The organism is Clostridium sp. (assembly GCF_050717515.1).
In the GTDB taxonomy this organism is placed as follows: Bacteria; Bacillota; Clostridia; order Clostridiales; family Clostridiaceae; genus Clostridium_AD.
The window spans coordinates 129,767-148,585 of the sequence record NZ_JBOITL010000039.1 but is presented as its reverse complement, the minus strand read 5'-3'; the positions used below and the strand labels follow the sequence as shown (position 1 = coordinate 148,585).

The 18,819-nt window shown below is 33.6% G+C and carries 22 protein-coding genes and 1 pseudogene; 22 read left to right on the top strand and 1 reads right to left on the bottom strand.

Annotation, left to right across the window (positions count from 1 at the left end):
- Window positions 1-607 precede the first annotated feature (607 nt).
- Window positions 608-801: pseudogene (locus ACREV6_RS22810) on the top strand (AAA family ATPase); the annotation flags it as partial.
- 134 nt (window positions 802-935) lie between these two features.
- On the opposite strand, the gene ACREV6_RS22805 reads toward ACREV6_RS22810, so the two are convergent.
- Window positions 936-2,441 (bottom strand): hypothetical protein, encoded by a 1,506-nt coding sequence (locus tag ACREV6_RS22805; protein ID WP_431580339.1) that lies wholly within the window; start codon window positions 2,439-2,441, stop codon window positions 936-938.
- A gap of 402 nt (window positions 2,442-2,843) precedes the next feature.
- Here ACREV6_RS22805 and ACREV6_RS22800 point away from each other — a divergent pair, with 402 nt between their 5' ends.
- The 21 genes from ACREV6_RS22800 to fliQ all read left to right on the top strand — a co-directional run bounded on the left by ACREV6_RS22800 (window position 2,844) and on the right by fliQ (window position 18,818).
- Window positions 2,844-3,185 (top strand): hypothetical protein, encoded by a 342-nt coding sequence (locus ACREV6_RS22800; RefSeq protein ID WP_431580338.1) that lies wholly within the window; start codon window positions 2,844-2,846, stop codon window positions 3,183-3,185.
- 147 nt (window positions 3,186-3,332) lie between these two features.
- Window positions 3,333-4,181 carry a flagellin gene (locus ACREV6_RS22795; protein WP_431580337.1) on the top strand — a complete coding sequence of 283 codons (849 nt, stop codon included), beginning with the start codon at window positions 3,333-3,335 and terminating at the stop codon, window positions 4,179-4,181.
- A gap of 458 nt (window positions 4,182-4,639) precedes the next feature.
- A complete protein-coding gene (flgB, locus tag ACREV6_RS22790) occupies window positions 4,640-5,044 on the top strand; it encodes a flagellar basal body rod protein FlgB (protein ID WP_431580336.1) in 405 nt (134 codons plus the stop codon).
- A 2-nt stretch (window positions 5,045-5,046) separates the two neighbouring features.
- Window positions 5,047-5,481, top strand: a complete 435-nt coding sequence (gene flgC / locus ACREV6_RS22785; protein ID WP_431580335.1) for a flagellar basal body rod protein FlgC — start codon at window positions 5,047-5,049, stop codon at window positions 5,479-5,481.
- An 11-nt stretch (window positions 5,482-5,492) separates the two neighbouring features.
- Window positions 5,493-5,792, top strand: a complete 300-nt coding sequence (fliE, locus tag ACREV6_RS22780) for a flagellar hook-basal body complex protein FliE (RefSeq protein WP_431580334.1) — start codon at window positions 5,493-5,495, stop codon at window positions 5,790-5,792.
- A gap of 15 nt (window positions 5,793-5,807) precedes the next feature.
- Complete coding sequence (gene fliF, locus ACREV6_RS22775; protein WP_431580333.1) at window positions 5,808-7,364, top strand: flagellar basal-body MS-ring/collar protein FliF; 1,557 nt, start codon at window positions 5,808-5,810, stop codon at window positions 7,362-7,364.
- A gap of 6 nt (window positions 7,365-7,370) precedes the next feature.
- The gene (gene fliG, locus ACREV6_RS22770; RefSeq protein WP_431580332.1) at window positions 7,371-8,384 is read left to right on the top strand and encodes a flagellar motor switch protein FliG; all 1,014 of its coding nucleotides are present in this window, start codon (window positions 7,371-7,373) and stop codon (window positions 8,382-8,384) included.
- On the top strand, window positions 8,368-9,114 hold the full coding sequence (locus ACREV6_RS22765; RefSeq protein WP_431580331.1) for a FliH/SctL family protein: 747 nt from the start codon (window positions 8,368-8,370) through the stop codon (window positions 9,112-9,114). Before fliG ends, ACREV6_RS22765 begins: the two co-directional genes overlap by 17 nt.
- Window positions 9,115-9,136: 22 nt before the next feature.
- Complete coding sequence (fliI, locus tag ACREV6_RS22760; RefSeq protein ID WP_431580330.1) at window positions 9,137-10,444, top strand: flagellar protein export ATPase FliI; 1,308 nt, start codon at window positions 9,137-9,139, stop codon at window positions 10,442-10,444.
- Between the two features lie 60 nt (window positions 10,445-10,504).
- Window positions 10,505-10,927 (top strand): flagellar export protein FliJ, encoded by a 423-nt coding sequence (gene fliJ / locus ACREV6_RS22755; RefSeq protein WP_431580508.1) that lies wholly within the window; start codon window positions 10,505-10,507, stop codon window positions 10,925-10,927.
- A 5-nt stretch (window positions 10,928-10,932) separates the two neighbouring features.
- Window positions 10,933-12,498, top strand: coding sequence for a flagellar hook-length control protein FliK (gene fliK / locus ACREV6_RS22750; RefSeq protein WP_431580329.1), 1,566 nt, complete (start codon window positions 10,933-10,935; stop codon window positions 12,496-12,498).
- A gap of 28 nt (window positions 12,499-12,526) precedes the next feature.
- The gene (locus ACREV6_RS22745; protein ID WP_431580328.1) at window positions 12,527-13,303 is read left to right on the top strand and encodes a flagellar hook capping FlgD N-terminal domain-containing protein; all 777 of its coding nucleotides are present in this window, start codon (window positions 12,527-12,529) and stop codon (window positions 13,301-13,303) included.
- 30 nt (window positions 13,304-13,333) lie between these two features.
- Window positions 13,334-13,756: a TIGR02530 family flagellar biosynthesis protein gene (locus tag ACREV6_RS22740; protein WP_431580327.1), complete on the top strand. Its 423-nt coding sequence runs from the start codon at window positions 13,334-13,336 to the stop codon at window positions 13,754-13,756.
- Window positions 13,757-13,870: 114 nt separating this feature from the next.
- Window positions 13,871-15,016: a flagellar hook-basal body complex protein gene (locus ACREV6_RS22735; RefSeq protein WP_431580326.1), complete on the top strand. Its 1,146-nt coding sequence runs from the start codon at window positions 13,871-13,873 to the stop codon at window positions 15,014-15,016.
- 136 nt (window positions 15,017-15,152) lie between these two features.
- The gene (locus ACREV6_RS22730; RefSeq protein ID WP_164955859.1) at window positions 15,153-15,344 is read left to right on the top strand and encodes a flagellar FlbD family protein; all 192 of its coding nucleotides are present in this window, start codon (window positions 15,153-15,155) and stop codon (window positions 15,342-15,344) included.
- An 11-nt stretch (window positions 15,345-15,355) separates the two neighbouring features.
- Window positions 15,356-16,168, top strand: a complete 813-nt coding sequence (locus ACREV6_RS22725; RefSeq protein WP_431580325.1) for a motility protein A — start codon at window positions 15,356-15,358, stop codon at window positions 16,166-16,168.
- Window positions 16,161-16,895 (top strand): flagellar motor protein MotB, encoded by a 735-nt coding sequence (locus ACREV6_RS22720; RefSeq protein ID WP_431580324.1) that lies wholly within the window; start codon window positions 16,161-16,163, stop codon window positions 16,893-16,895. The genes ACREV6_RS22725 and ACREV6_RS22720 overlap by 8 nt, the downstream gene beginning before the upstream one ends.
- Window positions 16,892-17,347 (top strand): flagellar basal body-associated FliL family protein, encoded by a 456-nt coding sequence (locus ACREV6_RS22715; protein WP_431580323.1) that lies wholly within the window; start codon window positions 16,892-16,894, stop codon window positions 17,345-17,347. Before ACREV6_RS22720 ends, ACREV6_RS22715 begins: the two co-directional genes overlap by 4 nt.
- An 11-nt stretch (window positions 17,348-17,358) precedes the next feature.
- Window positions 17,359-17,724, top strand: coding sequence for a flagellar biosynthetic protein FliO (gene fliO / locus ACREV6_RS22710; RefSeq protein WP_431580322.1), 366 nt, complete (start codon window positions 17,359-17,361; stop codon window positions 17,722-17,724).
- Window positions 17,714-18,538 (top strand): flagellar type III secretion system pore protein FliP, encoded by an 825-nt coding sequence (locus tag ACREV6_RS22705; protein ID WP_431580507.1) that lies wholly within the window; start codon window positions 17,714-17,716, stop codon window positions 18,536-18,538. Before fliO ends, ACREV6_RS22705 begins: the two co-directional genes overlap by 11 nt.
- Window positions 18,539-18,548: 10 nt before the next feature.
- A complete protein-coding gene (gene fliQ / locus ACREV6_RS22700; RefSeq protein WP_431580321.1) occupies window positions 18,549-18,818 on the top strand; it encodes a flagellar biosynthesis protein FliQ in 270 nt (89 codons plus the stop codon).
- The last annotated feature ends 1 nt before the right edge of the window (window position 18,819 follow it).

Genomic DNA, 18,819 nt, shown 5'->3' with positions numbered 1-18,819 from the left:
TATGAATTTCCAAAATTTACACCCCAGGGGTACTTGCGAAGATTTGCCTGAGCTTGCTAAAAAAAATTGAATTATATTCAATTTTAAGATATAGTATACACATTATATGGACCAACTTAACGCTCGCTTTTGTTACATTTTTCGACACAAAATACTAAATCACAGGTAAACGAGCGATGGAATAAAATGAGTGACTTTTTTCTAAGAAAAAAACAAGCCACCACACCTTTCGGAATGATGACTTGTCTTTTGGTTTTCTGGTTTTCCTTTTTAACCCAAGTGACAGGCACCATTGAGAGCGAAGCGAGCTTGCTACACCCCTGGGGTACTTGTAAAGGCTTGCCTGAGCTTGCTAAATAAATTTGAATTATATTTCCAATTTTAAGATATAGTATGCATATTATATGGACAAACTTAACACTCTATTTTGTTACATTTTTCGACACAAAATACTAAATCACAGGTAAACGAGCGATGGAATAAAATGATTGAACTTGCTTCTAGGAAAAAAACAAGCAACCACACCTTTTGGCATGATGACTTGTCTTTTAGTTTTCCTTTTTTGCCCAAGTGACAGGCAGCTTTGTGAGCGAAGCGAGCTTGCTAAAAAATATGGTATGGAGAAGCGTACCATAAAAAAGGGCTTATTCAGCTAGGAAGGTATTTGGAGCAGTACGGATTAGATGAGGGTTATCTTTTGATTTTTGATTTTAGAAAAAATAAAGGACTGGTAGGTAAAATAGAGGAAGTTCAGGTGGAAATAGGACAGAATGAAAAAAAGTTTTAGAAGTATATTGTTAATAAACGTCTGCAAGCCTTCACCAGACCCCGGACTGTCCGAAAATTAAAAAACAAGCCACCACACCTTTCGGCATGATGACTTGTCTTTTGGTTTTCCTTTTTCACCCAAGTGACAGGCACCTTTGAGAGCGCTTTTAGTTTAAAGGTGAAGGTGGTTGCGTTTGTCCTTCTCCTTTAAAATATATTGGGTTAGAATGCTTACTTTCGACTAAAGCCTTTCTTGTTACTGTTATAGTTATGGTTCCTCCATCTCCACCAAGTTGTGGAATACTTACAGTTGCTGTTGCTCCTGGTGTTGCTGTTGATCCTTTTACTTTTTTATTTGCTTTTGCTGTTGCTTTTTGTATAAATTGATAGTTGTCGATGGTGCCTTTGTATACGCTAACTATATCTCCTACACCTAAATCTAAACCTTCAACCGTTACTGTGTCGGGTAATCCTGCGTTGTTTACAATAGTTACCATTGAATTTGGTAATGGATGTTGAATTTCTGCAACAGAGTTTATTTCAGAACTTTTAAAACTTTCAAGAGATCCCTTGTTTGTTACTGTTATAAATATGGATACGCCCTTGCTTCCAAGGTCTGGAATACTTACTGTTGCTGTTGCTCCTGGTGTTGCTGTTGCACCTTTTACTTTTTTAGTTGCATTTGCTGTTGCAGTTCCGATTGGTGCTTTAAGAAATTCACCTTCAAAATCAGTTGTAGCTTTAGCAAGTATACTTAGTCCAGCTGATGCAATTTGGTTTTGGTAATTTTCAGGTGTTTGACCAAATTGCATTTTTGATATTCGGTGGTTTTGATGTAGGGGTAAATTTATTAAGGTTAACTTATCGTTTATAACGGTTATATCGGTTATAGCGTATATATCGTTTATCAGTTTTGAATGCGCAGTAGCTGCATCTATAGCATTTTTAAAATTTATAGTTGCGGTCTTATAATAGTTATTACTAAATGCGTTTACGTAGTTAAGCTTTTTGTCTGCGTTAGTCATCTCACTATTAAGTTGATTTATTATTGATGTTTCCCCCGTAGTTGTTACCATTGGAGCTACTGATTCTGATGCTTCTTCGGCTACTACTGCTGAATTTGCGTATACTTTAACTATATCCCCTACTTTTAAATCTGTTAGTGTTACTGTGTCTGCCATTCCTGCATTATTTGCAACGGTGACATTAGCAACTGCAGGTGTCGGAGTTCGTGTTTCTATAGGATAATCTACTATTAGTGGAAGACTTTCAGTCAAACCCTTTCTTGTTACTGTTACCAATATGTATCCTGGCTGCTCTTCAGAAAAGACACCGTTTGATATTACTGGAAATTGAGCGCTTACTATTGCTGATGCTTTTGTTGAGCCTTTTTCTCCTTTTGCTCCTTTGTCTAATTTTGCTGTTGCTTTCCCTATTCCTTCGCCTTTGTTTGCGTAAGATTTGAGGGTTGGAGATGATGATGAATTTGAATATACGTTAACTATATCTCCCACCAATAAACCAGTAACCTTTACCGTATCTGGCATTCCGGCATTATTAGTAACATCTGCCTTGAAATTAATCTTTCCCGCCGCAAAAACCTCTCCCCTAGCCGGTAAAACCATTGATGCAACTACTATTACACTTAGTACCTTTGATAAAAACTTTTTCATTAATTCCATCTCCCATTAATATTTTATAGTGAATTCAGAAACCCTTAGGCCCCCATTTATTTCAATTCTGGGTGGATGCTTTTTATTCTCCCTCCCAGAATTTCAAACAAAATCTTTTAACTGTATAGAAAATTATATATATATACCCATTATCGACCAATTATGACTATACTTTATACCTATTTCCAAAATCAAGGTATAAGCGCCATTTGAATATCTAATAAATCTTCTCTCCATTCTCAACCAAATTGCGAAGCAATTTAAGCGCATATAAATAGGATACCTAAAATCTATCTACAGAATTTATCCATAAATAAACATTAGACTAAAGTTATTAACTTTTTAAACGAAGTATTAAATATATCCTTAAGTAATATTATAAATCAAGAAAGGTGAAGTTATATGAGTAGCAATAAAGGAGTTCCAGTTAAAGTAGAAGTAATGCAGAAAATCATTAAAGAACTGAGCGAAATAAGTCATCTCTGTTCTGAGCCTCATTTAAAAATGAAAATTGAGGGATTACAAAGTTATGTATCTAGTGTTTTTGATTTGGGCAGTAAACGTTCTGTTGAAGATGAAATATTTGAAAAAATGGTTGAAGTTAAGCAATTGAATCCAGACCTTCATACAAAGCTATATATGCTATATAGAAATCTTATGAGTGGTAGGATATCAGAACTAGATGCCATGGATTCCTTTGAAAATTGCTTGAGTATGTTCCCTTTAGATGTTATGGTATATTAGTGTTATTTAAGTTATAGTAAAAACTTATAATAAACGAAATTGTGAACTTATAGGGTTGAAAATACATGTAAATTCCTAAAGTGAAATTCAGTATATCCGATATATTAAAATAGAAAGTAAATAAAAAACTTTAATGGAGTTGATTTTATGAGAATAAATAAGAATATTGCCTCTTTAAATGTATATAGAGCATACAGTAAGAATCTTACTAAGCAAAGTGGAGCCTTAGGGAGACTATCTTCCGGTATTAAAATAAATAGTTCAAAAGAAGATCCTAATGCAATGGCTCAAAGTGAGAGACTTCGAATGCAGATAAGAGGGCTTCAGATGGCGGCTAGAAATACACAAGATGGAATTAGTATGATTCAAACCGCAGAAGGCGGTCTTGAGGGTATTACTAGTAGTATCCAAAGAGTTAGAGAGTTATTAGTAGCAGCTGGAGGAGCTACAACTCCAGAAGACAAAGAAACCATCCAAAAGGAAATAAACCAAATGTTAGCTGGAGCAGATGACATGGCAAATAATACTGAGTTTAATGGAGTTAAACTTTTAGCTGATGATGTTCCTAATGATAATAAAGGATCAAGGGTTATAGAAATGGCTACAGGTGCTAATGTAGGAGAAAAAATTGATATACCAAAATATAATTTGACTACCATAGGGCTAGAACTTAAGACTGAGACTGAGGTAAAGGTAAATGTGAATGATATAGATAAGTCCCTAGAACTTGTAGACAAAGCCCTTGGTGTAATCATCAGTGCTAGAAGTAAATTTGGAGCCTTAGAGAATAGATTTGAAAGTAGTTATAATTCTACAATTGAGATAGCAGATAAAATACAATCTGCTGAAAGCGGTATAAGAGATGCAGATATGGCTGAGGAAATGATGGGATTTTCTAAGTATAATATTCTTATAGAAGCTGGAAATGCCATGATGGCTCAATCAAACAAGTTACCACAGGATGCATTAAGAATATTAGAAAATGTTAGAAGCTGATAAAAATAAGAGTAGCAAAAGGAGACTTGATGAAAATCATGTCTCCTTTTGTATAAGGCACATTATAATAAATAATAAGTCGTATATTAAGATATTTGACTTGTTATTTATTTTTTTTTCTTATTTTGTTAATTTAATAGACAATTTACAACAATAATGTATAATATAAAAGGAGTATGTAAACAAAAAGCAAACACTAAAAAAATACTAAAATGAAACATAACCATTGAAATAGACATTTTAACATTGAAATGGGGCAGTTTGAATTTTAGAATTAATTTAATTCATGAAAAGTCTCAAAAAATCTTCACTATGATAATTAAATAGTATATAATGAAATTGTTAAAGTGGAATTTATTAGGGTTAATAAAAAAAATAACTATTTTTAGTAAAATTTAAGATTTAAAGAAGGAAATTCATATTATATGTCTAACCTTAAATAAAGGGAGATGGTTATTGTGGGCATAATTGGAAGCTCGTTAAGCGAAAATACTTATAACTTGTTGAAAAAGAGTATGGATGCTTCTGCAGTTAGAGGTAAAGTTATAGGAAACAACGTTGCAAATATTAATACAAAAGGTTATAAGAAACTCTATGTTACATTTGAAGACACATTAAATGACAGTATGGGTGAGAATATAATGAAAACTGATAACGTGAAACATATGCAAACAGCTGGTAGAAGTGGAGATATTGCAATAAAGCGAGATGAGAATACCAGTATGAGGCAAGACGGCAATAACGTGGATATAGACCTTGAAATGACCAATCAGGCGGCAAATACACTAATGTTTAACGCTCTGGTAAAGCAAACTAATAGTAAGATTGCACTTACAAGTTATATTATAGGAGGAGGTAGATAGTAATGAATGATGCTTTTAGGGGAATGAGAATAAGTTCTAGTGGGTTAACCGCAGAAAGACTAAGGATGGACACTATTGCATCTAACATAGCAAATGCAACTACAACTAGGGGAGAAAATGGACAACCATATATAAGGAAAATAGCCGTATTTCAAGAAAATCTTCAACAGGAATTAGATAAATCTACTGGTACATACAAGGATAGTTTTAAAGGAGTAAAGAGTGTTGGTCTTGTAAATGATGATTCGCCTTTAAGACGGGTCTATGATCCATCACATCCAGATGCAGATGTAGAAGGGTATGTTACTATGCCTAACGTAAATATTTTGAATGAAATGGCGGATATGATTGCGTCTTCAAGAGCGTATGAGGCAAATGTAAATTCTATGAATGCTATAAAAAATATGTTCTCTAAAGCTTTAGAAATCGGTAAATAGGAGAGTGATTTATGAATATTAATGCTTATGTCAATAATACAAAAATATTTAATGAACTTCAAAGTAGTCCTGTAGAAGGTGAGAAGAAAAGCAATAACTTCTTAGACACCTTAGAAGAAAAATTAAGTGAAGTTAATGATCAACAATTAGAAGCAGATAACCTTACTCAAAAGTTTATAAAAGGTGAAGAAGAAGACGTGCACAAGGTTATGTTATCTACAGAAGAAGCTAAATTGTCACTAGAACTGGCAGTGCAAATTAGGAATAAGCTTGTAGAGGCATACCAGGAATTTAATAGAATGCAGATATAGTAAGGGGTGCTGGGTATGAGTAAGCTACTCGAAGTAAGGACTAAGATTTCGCAAGGCTGGGGTAATTTAAGTAAAAGTAAAAAAATAGCTTATAGTTTACTTGCGGCCGTAGTTATAGTGGCCCTTGGTTCTTTTATTGTAATAGCATCGAAAACTAAATATGATGTGTTATTTTCAAATATGACAACAGAGGATTCAGGTGCTATTTTAGCGAAATTAAAAGAGAAAAAAGTTACATATAAGGTGAGTGATAACTCCATATTAGTACCTAAGGCAGACATTGATAGCCTTAGAATGGAGCTTGTATCTGAGGTTAAGATTACAGAGGGAAGTCAAGGATTTGAGCTTTTTGATAATGGTAAAATGGCACCTACGGATAAAGAAACTAAAATCATGTACCAAAGAGCTTTAGCTGGGGAAATTGAAAGAGCTATTAAGTCTTTTCCAGAAATTGAAGGAGCTAAGGTTAATTTGGTTTTACCAGAAAGCACAGCTTTTGTTCGCGAAACGGAGCCTGCCAGTGCTTCAGTTGTAATTAAACTTAAAGCCGGCACTAAGCTTAATACAGCGCAAGTAAAGGCAATAGTTGCATTGCTTACTGGAGGCGTAGAAAACCTCCCAAAGGAAAATGTCAGCATAGTATCTGATAAATTTTTGCTTTTAACTGAGGGCTTATATGATAAAGAAGCGGATACATTAACTGGTTCTACGGATAAGCAACTAGAGTTAAAAAAAGAAGTTGAAAAGAATTTAGAAGCAAAAATAATGAAGGTATTAGAGCCTATATATAAAACTGGAGTAAGAGTTTCCGTTAATACAGAACTTAATTTTGATGCAGTTAAAAAAGACACTGTTAAATATGACCCAAAGGGAGCAGTAGTAAGTTCACATGATATACAGACAATAAATGATAGTACTACTAAAGATTTAACAACTAGTCCTGTAGACGAAGCTTCAAAAAACACTACAGCTACAACTCCTAAAGATGGGAATGTGGTTAATAAAGAATCAACAAAAAATTATGAGAATTCGAAAGTAGTGGAAAGTACAGTGAAAGCTCCTGGTGGGATTACTAAAATTACTACGTCAGTTGTACTAGATGGTAATTTGGATGAAAACACTAAAACTTCTGTAAATAATTTAGTTGCCAAAGCAATAGGGTACTCTGAAGAGAGAAAGGACTCAATAACTGTAGAAGGTTTGAATTTTGATAGTGAGAGTAAAAAAGCCGCTGAAAAAGCACTTTTAGATATAGAAAATGCTGATAAAGCAGCTGCTAAATCTGCACTATACAAACGCATTGCATTTGGTGTTTTAGCTATTTTATTATTGATTTTATTGTTTGTTGTAATTCGTAAGTCCAAAAAGACTAAAGAAACAGAAACTGAGGGTATTGATATGGTGATTGGAGACAATATTGCTCCAAAGCAAGAAGAATTCTTTGCTCCTATTGAATTTGAAGTTAATGATAAAAATTCTAATATGGAAAAACAAGTTAAGAAGTACGCTGAAGAGAAACCAGAACAAGTTGCAGATATAATTAAGTCTTGGCTGACGGAAGATGAGAGGTGATAAATAGTGGCTAAAGGTGAAAAACTTACAGGGATTCAAAAGGCGGCTATTTTATTTATAACCTTAGGTCCGGACGCTTCATCGGGCATAATAAAGAAATTGCCAGAAAAGGATATCCAAAAGATAACCTACGAAATTGCTAACATAGTTTCAGTTAAAGCTGAGCAAAGACTGTCAATTTTAGATGAGTTTATGGAAATGAATAAGGCAAAGGATTTCCTTTTAGAAGGTGGAGTTGAGTATGCTAGAAATTTGCTTTCAAAAGCACTTGGTTCACAAAGGGCAAAGGAAATATTAGACAAAGTTATGGAAGAAACCCAACAATATAGACCCTTTGCCATAGCAAGGAAAGCAGATGCTCATCAACTTTTGAATGTTATATCTAATGAACATCCACAAACCATAGCGCTTATTATGTGTTATATGCAGGCGGATAAGGCTGCTCAGGTAATGGCAGAACTGCCACTGGATTTGCAAAGTGAAGTAGCTTTTAGAATCGCAACTATGAGTAATATTTCACCTATGGTTATTAAAGAAATTGAAAAAGTTTTAAATGGAAAGTTATCTTCTATTATTAGAACAGATACTACTGTGATTGGTGGAATTGAATCTCTAGTGGATATTTTAAACCAAGTAGATAGAACCACTGAAAAGAACATTACAGAGGGGCTAGAGCGAGAAGATGCGGAACTTGCAGAAAAGATTAAAGAATCAATGTTTGTATTTGAGGATATTATCACCTTGGATGATGTTTCAATACAAAGAATATTAAGAGAAATAGATACTAAGGACTTATCTCTTGCATTAAAGGGATGTTCAGAAGAAGTTGCTAATAGTATCTTCAAAAACCAATCTAAGAGAGCAGCAGCATCTTTAAAAGAAGACATGGAGTTCTTAGGGCCAGTTAGACTTATGGATGTTGAAAAAGCACAACAAAAAATTGTTGGTGTTTTGAGGCGGTTAGATGAAGCTGGAGAAATTGTACTTTCAAGAGGTGGCGAAGATGCACTCGTCCTTTAATATTATAAAAAATTCAAGGATTATAGAGCAAGGTGATAAAGAAATAACCACCCAGCTAAGAGATGTTACCTACGGAGAAATTATGGATGAAAATCATGGGGCCAAAAGAGATAATATGGAAAGTTTTGAAAACATAGCTGGCAATATATTAGAGAATGCACGAATAGAAAGTGAGAAAATCCTTTCTAAATCTTTTATAGATGCAACAGCGGCAAAAATGCAAGCTTTTGAAGAAGGGCAAAATGAAGGCTACGAAAAAGGCTACGAGAATGGTTATAACGAAGCTATGGTAACTGCTAGGTTAGATGCAGAAGCAGTGAGAGCTATGGCAGATGACCTATTAACTGCAGCTAAAAGTGAGTATAATCAGTATTTAATAGATAAACAGCAGCATATAAAGGATTTAGTTATAAGTATAGCTGAGAATATATTAAAAAGAGAAGTAGTGGAAAAAGATGCTTTAAACGAAATGATTTTTAATACTCTAAAAGCTGAAAGAAATATAAAATCCTATATTATAAAAAGTAATAGTTCTCATTTTGCTACCATAGTAGAGCAAATTGAAAATTGGAAACAAAGACTTGCTTTTCAAGGGGATATATTTGTAATTGAAGATGATTTTTTAGATGATGGAACTGCTGTTATTGAGAAAGATACAGGTAAAAGTATTGTAAGTATAGCTTACGGTATAGAAAAAATAATAGAAGTTTTTAAGGAAGAACTAATATAAATTTAGAAGGGCGAGAACTATTATGATAAATCTGAATTTTGATTACCTAATGAATAAACTTCCTGATATTAACTATACTTACTGCGAAGGTGTGGTAAAGAATGTTATAGGACTTACTATTGAAGTTCAAGGAATAACAGCCTTTGTTGGTGAAGTGTGTAAAATTTATAATATATCAAATGAGGAAATCTCTTGTGAAGTTGTTGGGTTTAGAGATAAGGATGTAATTTTAATGCCTCTTGGGGAACTAGTGGGTATATCACCAGGTTGCAGAGTAGTACCAACTGGAAGTCCCTTAAGCGTTAAATGCTCTGAGGAATTGTTTGGAAAAGTCCTAGATGGCCTGGGCATTCCATTAGCTGGAGCTGAAATTAGTAAATACACAGCTTACTCACTTAATACATCTCCTCCAGATCCACTAAAAAGACGTAGAATAACAGAGGTATTGCCTACTGGAATTAGAGCTATTGATGGTTTTTTAACTTGCGGAGAAGGTCAAAGAATAGGCATCTTTGCAGGTAGTGGGGTAGGTAAGAGTACAACCCTTGGAATGATAGCAAGAGAGGCAAAAGCAGAGGTAAATGTTATTGCACTTATAGGAGAAAGAGGAAGAGAAGTACTAGATTTTATAGAGAAAGATTTAGGGGAAAAGGGAATGAAAAAATCCATTATTGTATGTGCAACTTCTGATAAACCAGCCCTAGTAAGGCTCAAGGGCGCGTTTACAGCTACAGCGATTGCAGAGTACTTTAGAGATCAAGGTAAAAAAGTCATTTTAATGATGGATTCAGTAACAAGATTCGCCATGGCACAGAGAGAAATTGGACTAGCTATAGGTGAGCCACCAGCTACTAAAGGATATACTCCATCAGTTTTCTCAATGTTACCTAAATTAATGGAACGTAGCGGAATGTCACAGAAAGGATCTATTACTGCATTTTATACAGTGCTTGTTGATGGCGATGATTTTAATGAACCGATAGCAGATGCTGTTCGTGGTATATTAGATGGGCATATAGTGTTATCTAGAGCCCTTGCTGCTAAAAATCATTATCCCGCTATTGATGTTCTAGCTAGTGTAAGCAGGCTAATGTCTGAAATTGCTACGGTAGATCATAAACAAGCGGCCTCTACAGCAAGAGAACTTATGGCAACTTATAAAGATTCAGAAGATTTAATAAATATTGGCGCCTATGTAAAAGGAAGTAGCACAAAAATTGACAATGCAATTAAGTATAATGAAAACATAGAGTCCTATTTAAAACAGGGTGTAAATGAAACTACGGATTTTAGCATTAGCATTAATTCGCTTAAAAAAATATTTGATTAAAAAATTTTAGGTAGTTTCAGGGGAGGAGTTTTTAAATTGGCAGATGTATACAAGTTTAGAATGCAAAAGCTTCTTGATATTAGAAAAGATATTGAAGATAAAAGTAAACTCCAATTTAAAGAAGCACAAAGACAGAGAAATCTGGTGGAAGAGCAGCTAAATAGTTTAGAAGAAAAATATAAAATCTATAGAACGATAGATTCATACGAATCTATCGTTCAGCAGAAAATGAAACAAAATTATTTAAATGCTCTGAATTTGGCTATGGACGAGACTTCAGTAGTCTTAGAGAATAAGGAAGAGATAGTAGAGCAAAAAAGACGAGAACTTAAACAATGCCAAGTTGAAAAGAAAACGGTTGAAATCTTAAAAGAAAATCAAAAGAGTGCTTTTATAAAAGAGCAGAATCTAATAGAGCAAAAGACTAATGATGAGTTTGCACTTTATGCTTTTATTAGAAATAACCACAGGGAGAGGAGGTGAAAAAAGTGAACGTAAATATGAATGTAATGACTAATACTACTTCTAAAAAACAAAGCATTCCAAATGGATCAAATAAAAGTGAAGATTTCAAAAGTGTTTTAGATAACCATGGCTTGAATTCTGTGAATTCTTCAAAGGAAAATGCCCAGAAAAAATGCAGTAAAGATGAGAAACAAGATAAAACAAAAGTTGAAAATCAGGGCGCGAATGTTGAAAACAAGAGCGTTGAGAGTAAGGATGTTGAAAGTAAGGACATTGAAAAAAGCGAAGTAGAGTACATTATTCCAAAAGATTCTAATGATTCTTGCGGTAATGTGGAGTTAAAAACAAATATAATTAATTTAATAGAAGTGGCTATAGATAAACTTGAGCAGACCTTAGAAAGTTCACCAAGTGAGCTTCAAGTTACAGATAAATCTGTGGAACAAATGGCGCAACTTCAGCAGTTACTTCAATTATTAAGTTCTATGTTTCAAAAGGTTCCCGAAGCGACCGCCACTATAAACGTGGAAAGTAAACCTAACTCTATTAATTTAGAAAGCACCATGGGTATAGAACAAATAACAGGTATAGAGCAAATAAAAGCTGTAGGGCAATTAAAAAGCGCAGAACAAATAACAGGTATAGAGAAATTAAAAGGCGCAGAACAGTTAACAGCTGTAAAAGAATTAACTCCAGATGCAAAAGGTATGTTAAAAGGCAACCTTAGTGAAATAGTTGCACTGCTAGAAAAATCAAAAGAAAGTAACCTTATACCTTCTGAAATAGTTCAAGTTCTACAAAAATTAACTACTGTAGTTGATGAGTTAAAAGGAAATTTGAGCTTATTAAAAGGTCCTAGTATGCAAGCTCTTAGCATTAATAGTGAGGATAAGTCAATAACAGACAGTCTATTAAAAAAAGTTATAGAACTAAGTAATAAGACTATTTCTGAAACTCTTCCTAAAACCCAAATGCAAAGCTCAAATAGTTCTGAAAGTGGAAGTAAATTTTCAGGAAATAGTTCCTCCGAAGAAAAATTTCTTAATAATTTGCTTGGCGAAGATAAGGATGACATGAAAATATCAAAAGCAGTTAATTTTATGAATCAATTTGAAACTGTAAAAACTGTAGATACAGCAAAGGTACAAGCTGTAAACTTGGTAATTGATAAAAGTAATTTTGGAGCAGATGTAATTAAAAATATAAAATTCATGGAAATCAATAACATTAAGGATTTAACAGTAAGAATGAATCCTAAGGAACTTGGAGAGATAACTATAAAGCTTACTATGGAAAGCGGAATCATGAAGGCTAGTATATCGGCTCTAAATAAAGATACTTATAATTTATTGAATCAAAATATTCAGGATATAAGTGATAAGTTAAAAAACATGGATATTAAAATTCAGAGCTTAGATATAAATATTTATGAGGATTCCACATTTTTTAATAAAGGCTCAAATGAGAAAAATAACAATGGAAATAAAAATAATAACAAAAGTACAAATATGGGTTTAGATGTTGAAGAAGATATTTCTATAAGCAATAACTATGCTATAGAAGAAAATCAGGTAAATAAATTTGTGTAAAAAAATTTAGCATAGAGGAGTGATAAATATGCCTATAGATGGACCGATTATATCACCAATAATAGCACCGCCAGTTATACCTAATAGTGCAGTTCCTATTAATAAACAAGCAGAAACAAAGGAAGCTAATGATGCGAAGATTGAAGCAACAAAGGAAGCTAATAAATCAGGAAGAGCAACTGACAGAGGAACTAGAATTGTAAAAAAAGGTGAAGTGGACAAAGACTCTTTTTTGAAAATACTCGCTGCAGAACTTAAAAATCAAGATCCAACCAAGGGTAAGGATGGTACAGAATTTGTATCTCAAATGGCTCAATTTGCAGCTCTCGAGCAGATGACAAATCTAAACAGTACTGTGGCTTTTTCCACATCGTCTTCACTAGTGGGTAAGATGGTAGCTTTTAGTAGTTCTGATGCAAATGGTGTCCAATATGGTGGGATTGTCAAGGCAGTTTATAAAGAAGCAGGTACGACTAAGATGGCAGTACAACTTACAGACGGGTCTATGAAAAATTTTCCAGCGGACACTTTGTCAGATATTTTAGATGTACCAGATTATAGATTAGACTATATAAATGGAAACACAAGCTTTTCAAGTGCAGTTAGTTTAATGGGCAAACAAGTTGAAGCTTTGATACCAGTAGGTGCCGATCCAAAAGATAGTAAAAAATATGCTGGTATAGTTAAAAGTGTCTTCAGGGATGCAAATGGAGCTAATCTAACTATTGCGTGGCAAGAAGATGGTGTTGAAAAAACTAAGGATATAAACTATGAGTACATCGTAAAAGTAGAAGAAAAGAAGTAATTAATTGTGATGGTGTGGTGACGCTTAGATATGTCTTATAGAGTAGTAAATGGCAAACTGTATTCAACAGCAGATTTTACGCAGTATGCAGACCTAGGTTTGAAAAATAAAAACAATAAAGTTAATACTGAAGATAATTTCTTAGATAAAGAAAAGAATGCCTTCAACAAAATTCTAGATAAACAAATAAAAAAAGAAGAATGTTTTACCATATCTTCGCATGCAGCACAAAGACTAAATAGTCGTAATATTGACTTTGATGATGCTGATATGAAGAAGATTAACCAAGGAATAAATATGGCGGAGGATAAAGGCGCAAAACAAGCCTTAATATTATATAAGGATATGGCTCTTATAACCAGTATTAAAAATAGGACTGTAATTACCGCCTTAGATAAAAATGGAAGCGGAGCGAGTGTAATAACCAATATAGATAGTGTAGTTATGATATAAGCTGGACCTTTTAGGAAGCTTAACTTTGTGGAAATACAGAAGCAAAGTGATTAATAAAAAATTAGGATTACATTATAAGTTAGTCCAAAAGAATAAAAAAATGGAGGTAATATTATGTTAAGATCATTATATGCAGGAATAAGTGGAATGAAGGCAAATCAAATTAAATTAGATGTTGTAGGAAATAATATAGCTAACTGTGGAACTACAGCTTTTAAAAGTTCAAGAGTTAGATTTCAAGATATGGTAAGTCAAAGTATGACTCAGGCTTTAGCTCCTGGAACAAACCAAGGTGGAGTTAACGCAAGGCAAGTTGGACTAGGTGTGCAAGTTGCAGGAATAGACACTATGACAGGCCAAGGCGGTATGCAACCAACATCTAGACCTCTAGATGTTGCTATGGATGGAGAAGGGTATTTAATGGTAGCTAAAGGCGCAACACCAAAAGGTGGAGCTACAATTGCAACTTCAGCGGAAACTGTATCAGCAATTGGTGTAAGTTTAAAAGCAGATTATACAGTAGATGCTACGAATGGAATGAATTTATTTTACACAAGAGACGGCGCTTTAACTTTAGACACTGAAGGGAATTTACTAAATTCAGACGGATTGAGAGTATTAGGTTATGGTGTTACAGCTACTACTAATATTACTGACGAAAATGGTGCTGTTACTGATGGTGAAGCTTATACAAGCATAGATTATGATGCAAATGGCAAGGCAATTATAAACTATGCTGATGCAAATAGTAAAAATATAAAAACAGAACAAAAACTTATTCCTCTTGTTATACCAGAAAAAATTGCTATTCCTGAGAATACCACTACTGATCCTGTAACTCCAGCAGGAACTGTAAGAATTACAACTTTTTCTATAGAAAAGGACGGCATAATAAAAGCTGTTTTAGAGGGTGGTAAAGTTGCAATACTCGGGCAAATTGCTGTAGCTTCCTTTAAGAATCCTGCTGGACTTTCGAAATTAGGGGGAAATGTATATCAAAATACTTCTAACTCTGGTGAGCCAGTAGTAAGAACAGGAAAATATGTAGTTGCTGATGCGACTGCTGCTGATGGTGAGACACGTTTAGATAATAGTAAAGGCTACGGAGATATGCTTGGAGGAATGCTTGAAATGTCAAATGTTGACCTAGCTGAGCAGTTTACAGACATGATAGTTGCAAGTAGAGCCTTCCAAGCAGCAGGTAAGACAATTACCACTGGAGATGAAATTTTACAGGATATAATAGGTTTAAAGAGATAGTATAAATCAGGAAATTCTAAAGTGAATTTGTAATAGGTCTCAAATGCTAAAAGCATTTGAGGCTTACCAAATTCCTTTGATTTTAGTCGTTTTATTAAAGATAACGTATAATAAATCGTAAATCATAGGAGGTCCCATGATAAAACTTACAGGCTTAAATAAAGAAGAATTTATCTTAAATGCTGAAGTTATAGAAAAAATTGAAACAATGCCAGAAACATTAATAACTTTAGTAAACGGCAAGAGGTACATTGTGCTTGAGAGCACAGATGTAGTAATTGATAAAATAATAAAATATAAAAACAGGATATTTACTGGTAAGTTATAGGGGGTAGGGGCATGAAAAAACATGATAATTTGACCACTATTGGAATTTTAATCGGATTTGTGTTAATTATATGGGGTATGTCAGCTGGTGGAGCTAATTTAAAAATATTTTATGATCCTGCTTCCATAGCAATTACTGTAGGAGGCTCATTTGCTGCACTTCTAATAGCTTACCCTGTTTCAGCCATGAGGAGAGTAACAAAGGTTACAATACAATCGTTTAAAGAAAGTACATCCTCTAGTTCAGAGATTATTAATAGCTTTACAACACTATCTAAAAAAGCAAGAAGAGAAGGACTTTTATCCCTTGAAGATGAAATGGCACAATTAACAAATGAATTTTTAAAAAAAGGACTTCAAATGGTGGTGGATGGTCTAGAACCAGAAACAATAAAGGACATTATGGAATTAGAAATAGGAGAAATGGAGCGCCGTCATAGTGACGGAGCTAATATGTTAAAAGCTTGGGCAGCTTATGCACCAGCTTTTGGTATGATTGGTACACTTATAGGGCTTATTCAAATGCTTGCAAATCTAAGTGATTCCTCAGCGCTGGCTTCTGGTATGGGAAAAGCATTAATAACTACATTTTATGGCGCATTACTTGCAAACTTAATATTAATTCCTATGGCTCAAAACCTTAATTATAAATCTAGCATTGAAGTAAATAATCGTGAAATGATGCTTGAGGGAATACTAGCAATACAATCTGGAGTAAATCCAAGAATTGTTGAAGAAAAATTGACATCTTATTTATCTCCTTTAGATAGAGCTAAATTTATTGAAGAACAAGCCAAAGCAGCTGGGGTGACAGATAATGTCTAGAAAAAAAAGTGGCGGAGAAGAAATGAGAACAGATGCGTGGATCGCTACCTTTTCAGATACCATGACTCTTCTTCTAACTTTCTTTGTTTTATTATATTCTTTTTCCACAGTTGATGCGGCTAAATTCAAACAAATTGCATCCTCACTTCAATCAGTACTCACAGGTGAAACTGGAACAAGTATTTTAGAGTTCAATGTAAAAAATGGAGAAGTTCCATTGGTGGGGGAACCTGAACCTACTACAACACAAACTAAAGATACAGAAGATATATATGAAAAGGTTCAAAGCTTTATAAAAAAACAAAAACTTGAAGGTACGGTAGTTATAAAATCTGATAGTAGGGGCGTTATTATTCAACTTAAAGCAAATATTTTGTTCCAAAGTGGAAAAGCCGAAATTATAGATAAAAGTAAACCCGTGTTAGATTCAATAAATGGACTAATATCTACGCTGCCTAATGATATTGTAATAGAGGGACATACAGATAGTTTACCAATTAGTAATTTTGAATATAGAAATAATTGGCAATTATCTTCTGCTAGAGCTTTAAATGTGCTTGAATATTTTGTAACAGTCAAGAGGCAACCGTATCCTGCGCGATTTAAATCTATTGCTTGCGCTGAGTATCAACCTATTGTGCCCAATTCAAATGAAGCAAATAGGGCATTAAATAGAAGAGTAAATATCTTAATTGTTGCAAGTGCAAAGGAGGCTACTAAAAAATGAGCGAAAAACCTAAAAAAGGAAATTCTTTAAAAATAGTTATTATAGTTCTGCTAGCATTAATTGTAGTAGGTGGTGCAGGGGCAGGGGCATATTTAATTGGTCAAAAGGGAGCAGGCGCAAAGTCTACAACAACTAAAGCTGTGGAAAGTAATGAGGTAACTTATCCCTTGGAGGAATTCTTAGTAAATTTACTGGATGAGGATGGAAAGCGTTATCTAAAGGTCAAGGTTGTTATTGGATACGAAGATAATGCGGATTTAGCAGCAGAGCTAGTAACAAAAACACCCACAATTAGGGATGCAGTCATTGTAGCTCTTAGATCAAAAAAAACTACGGACTTTAGTGCAACAGGTGTTGATGCTATAAAGAATCAGTTAATTGCAGGCATAAATCCTATATTAACAAAAGGAAAGATATCCCATATATACTTTAACGATATATTGGTACAGTAGGTGGTAAAATCATGGATTTAGAATTTTGGACATTACTTTTTAAAATCATAATATTTTTACCTTTTATATTACTTATTTTATATCTATCTCTAAAATATGGTGGTACTAAGCTTCAAAAATTGCAAAATGGTAGATACATGAAAGTCTTAGACCGGATTGCACTATCTAAGGAAAATAGTATTGTAGTTGTAAAAATTGGCGAAAAAGCCTATGCGATTTCTTCTAGTTCTAAGGAAATTCATATTTTATTTGAGTTACCAAAGGAAGAGATTAATACAATTGAAAATATTAAAGAGCTACCTCAATATGATGACATGAAGGAACTTTTCAAAAAACATATTATGAAAAAGGGTGCTAAAGATGAAAATAAAAAATAAAAATTTAATCATTTTTGCTTTGATTATGGTAATAATGGGGATTGTCACAATAAAAGTTGTAAATGCTGCTCCACAAACACTACCAATACCAAAAATTAATCTTTCTATTGATAAAGCAACTACTCCAAAAGATTATGTGGATAATATTAAGCTGTTAGTTATGCTTACTATACTTACCCTACTTCCTTCATTTATTATAATGACTACCAGTTTTGTAAGGATAATTATAGTGCTATCCTTATTTAAAAGTGCTATTGGTGTTCAACAGGCAATACCAAAAGAGGTTATAATTGGACTTGCTCTATTTTTAACATTTTTTACTATGGCACCAACCTTTACAAAAGTCAATAAGGAAGCTTTAACTCCCTATTTGAATAATAAAATAACTCAATCTGTTGCCATCGATAAAGGGTCTAAACCCATGAGGGATTTTATGTTAAAACAGACAAGAGCTAAGGACTTAAAACTTTTTTTAGAGGTGGGAAAATTAGAAGATACAGTTAAAAATGAAGTTGATGCAAATGGCAAAGTGGTAATGAGCAATGGAAAGCCTAAACTTACCTATGATAAAGTACCCCTATATGCAGTGGTACCTTCTTTTATAATAAGTGAATTAAGGCGAGCTTTCGAAATGGGATTTTTATTATTTATACCTTTCATTATAATAGATATTGTTACGGGTAGTATTCTTATGGCTATGGGAATGATGATGCTACCGCCGGTTATGATTTCTCTCCCATTTAAATTATTGTTATTTATTATGGTAGATGGATGGAATCTATTGGTAAAATCATTGATTATGAGTTTTAGTTGAGGTGAATTAAATGACTGAGAGTATTGTATTATCTGTAATAAAAGATGCTATTCAAACTGCAATAATGGTATCTGCCCCCATTCTACTTACAGCTACTTTGGTAGGGTTAATAATAAGTATATTTCAAGCTACTACTCAAATTCAGGAGCAAACTTTAACCTTTGTGCCAAAACTACTTGCAGCAGCACTAATTGGATTATTAATGGGTAGTTGGATGCTTCATATTTTAGTTGATTTTACAACTAGAATTTTTGAACTTATTGCTAATATGGGAGGTTAGG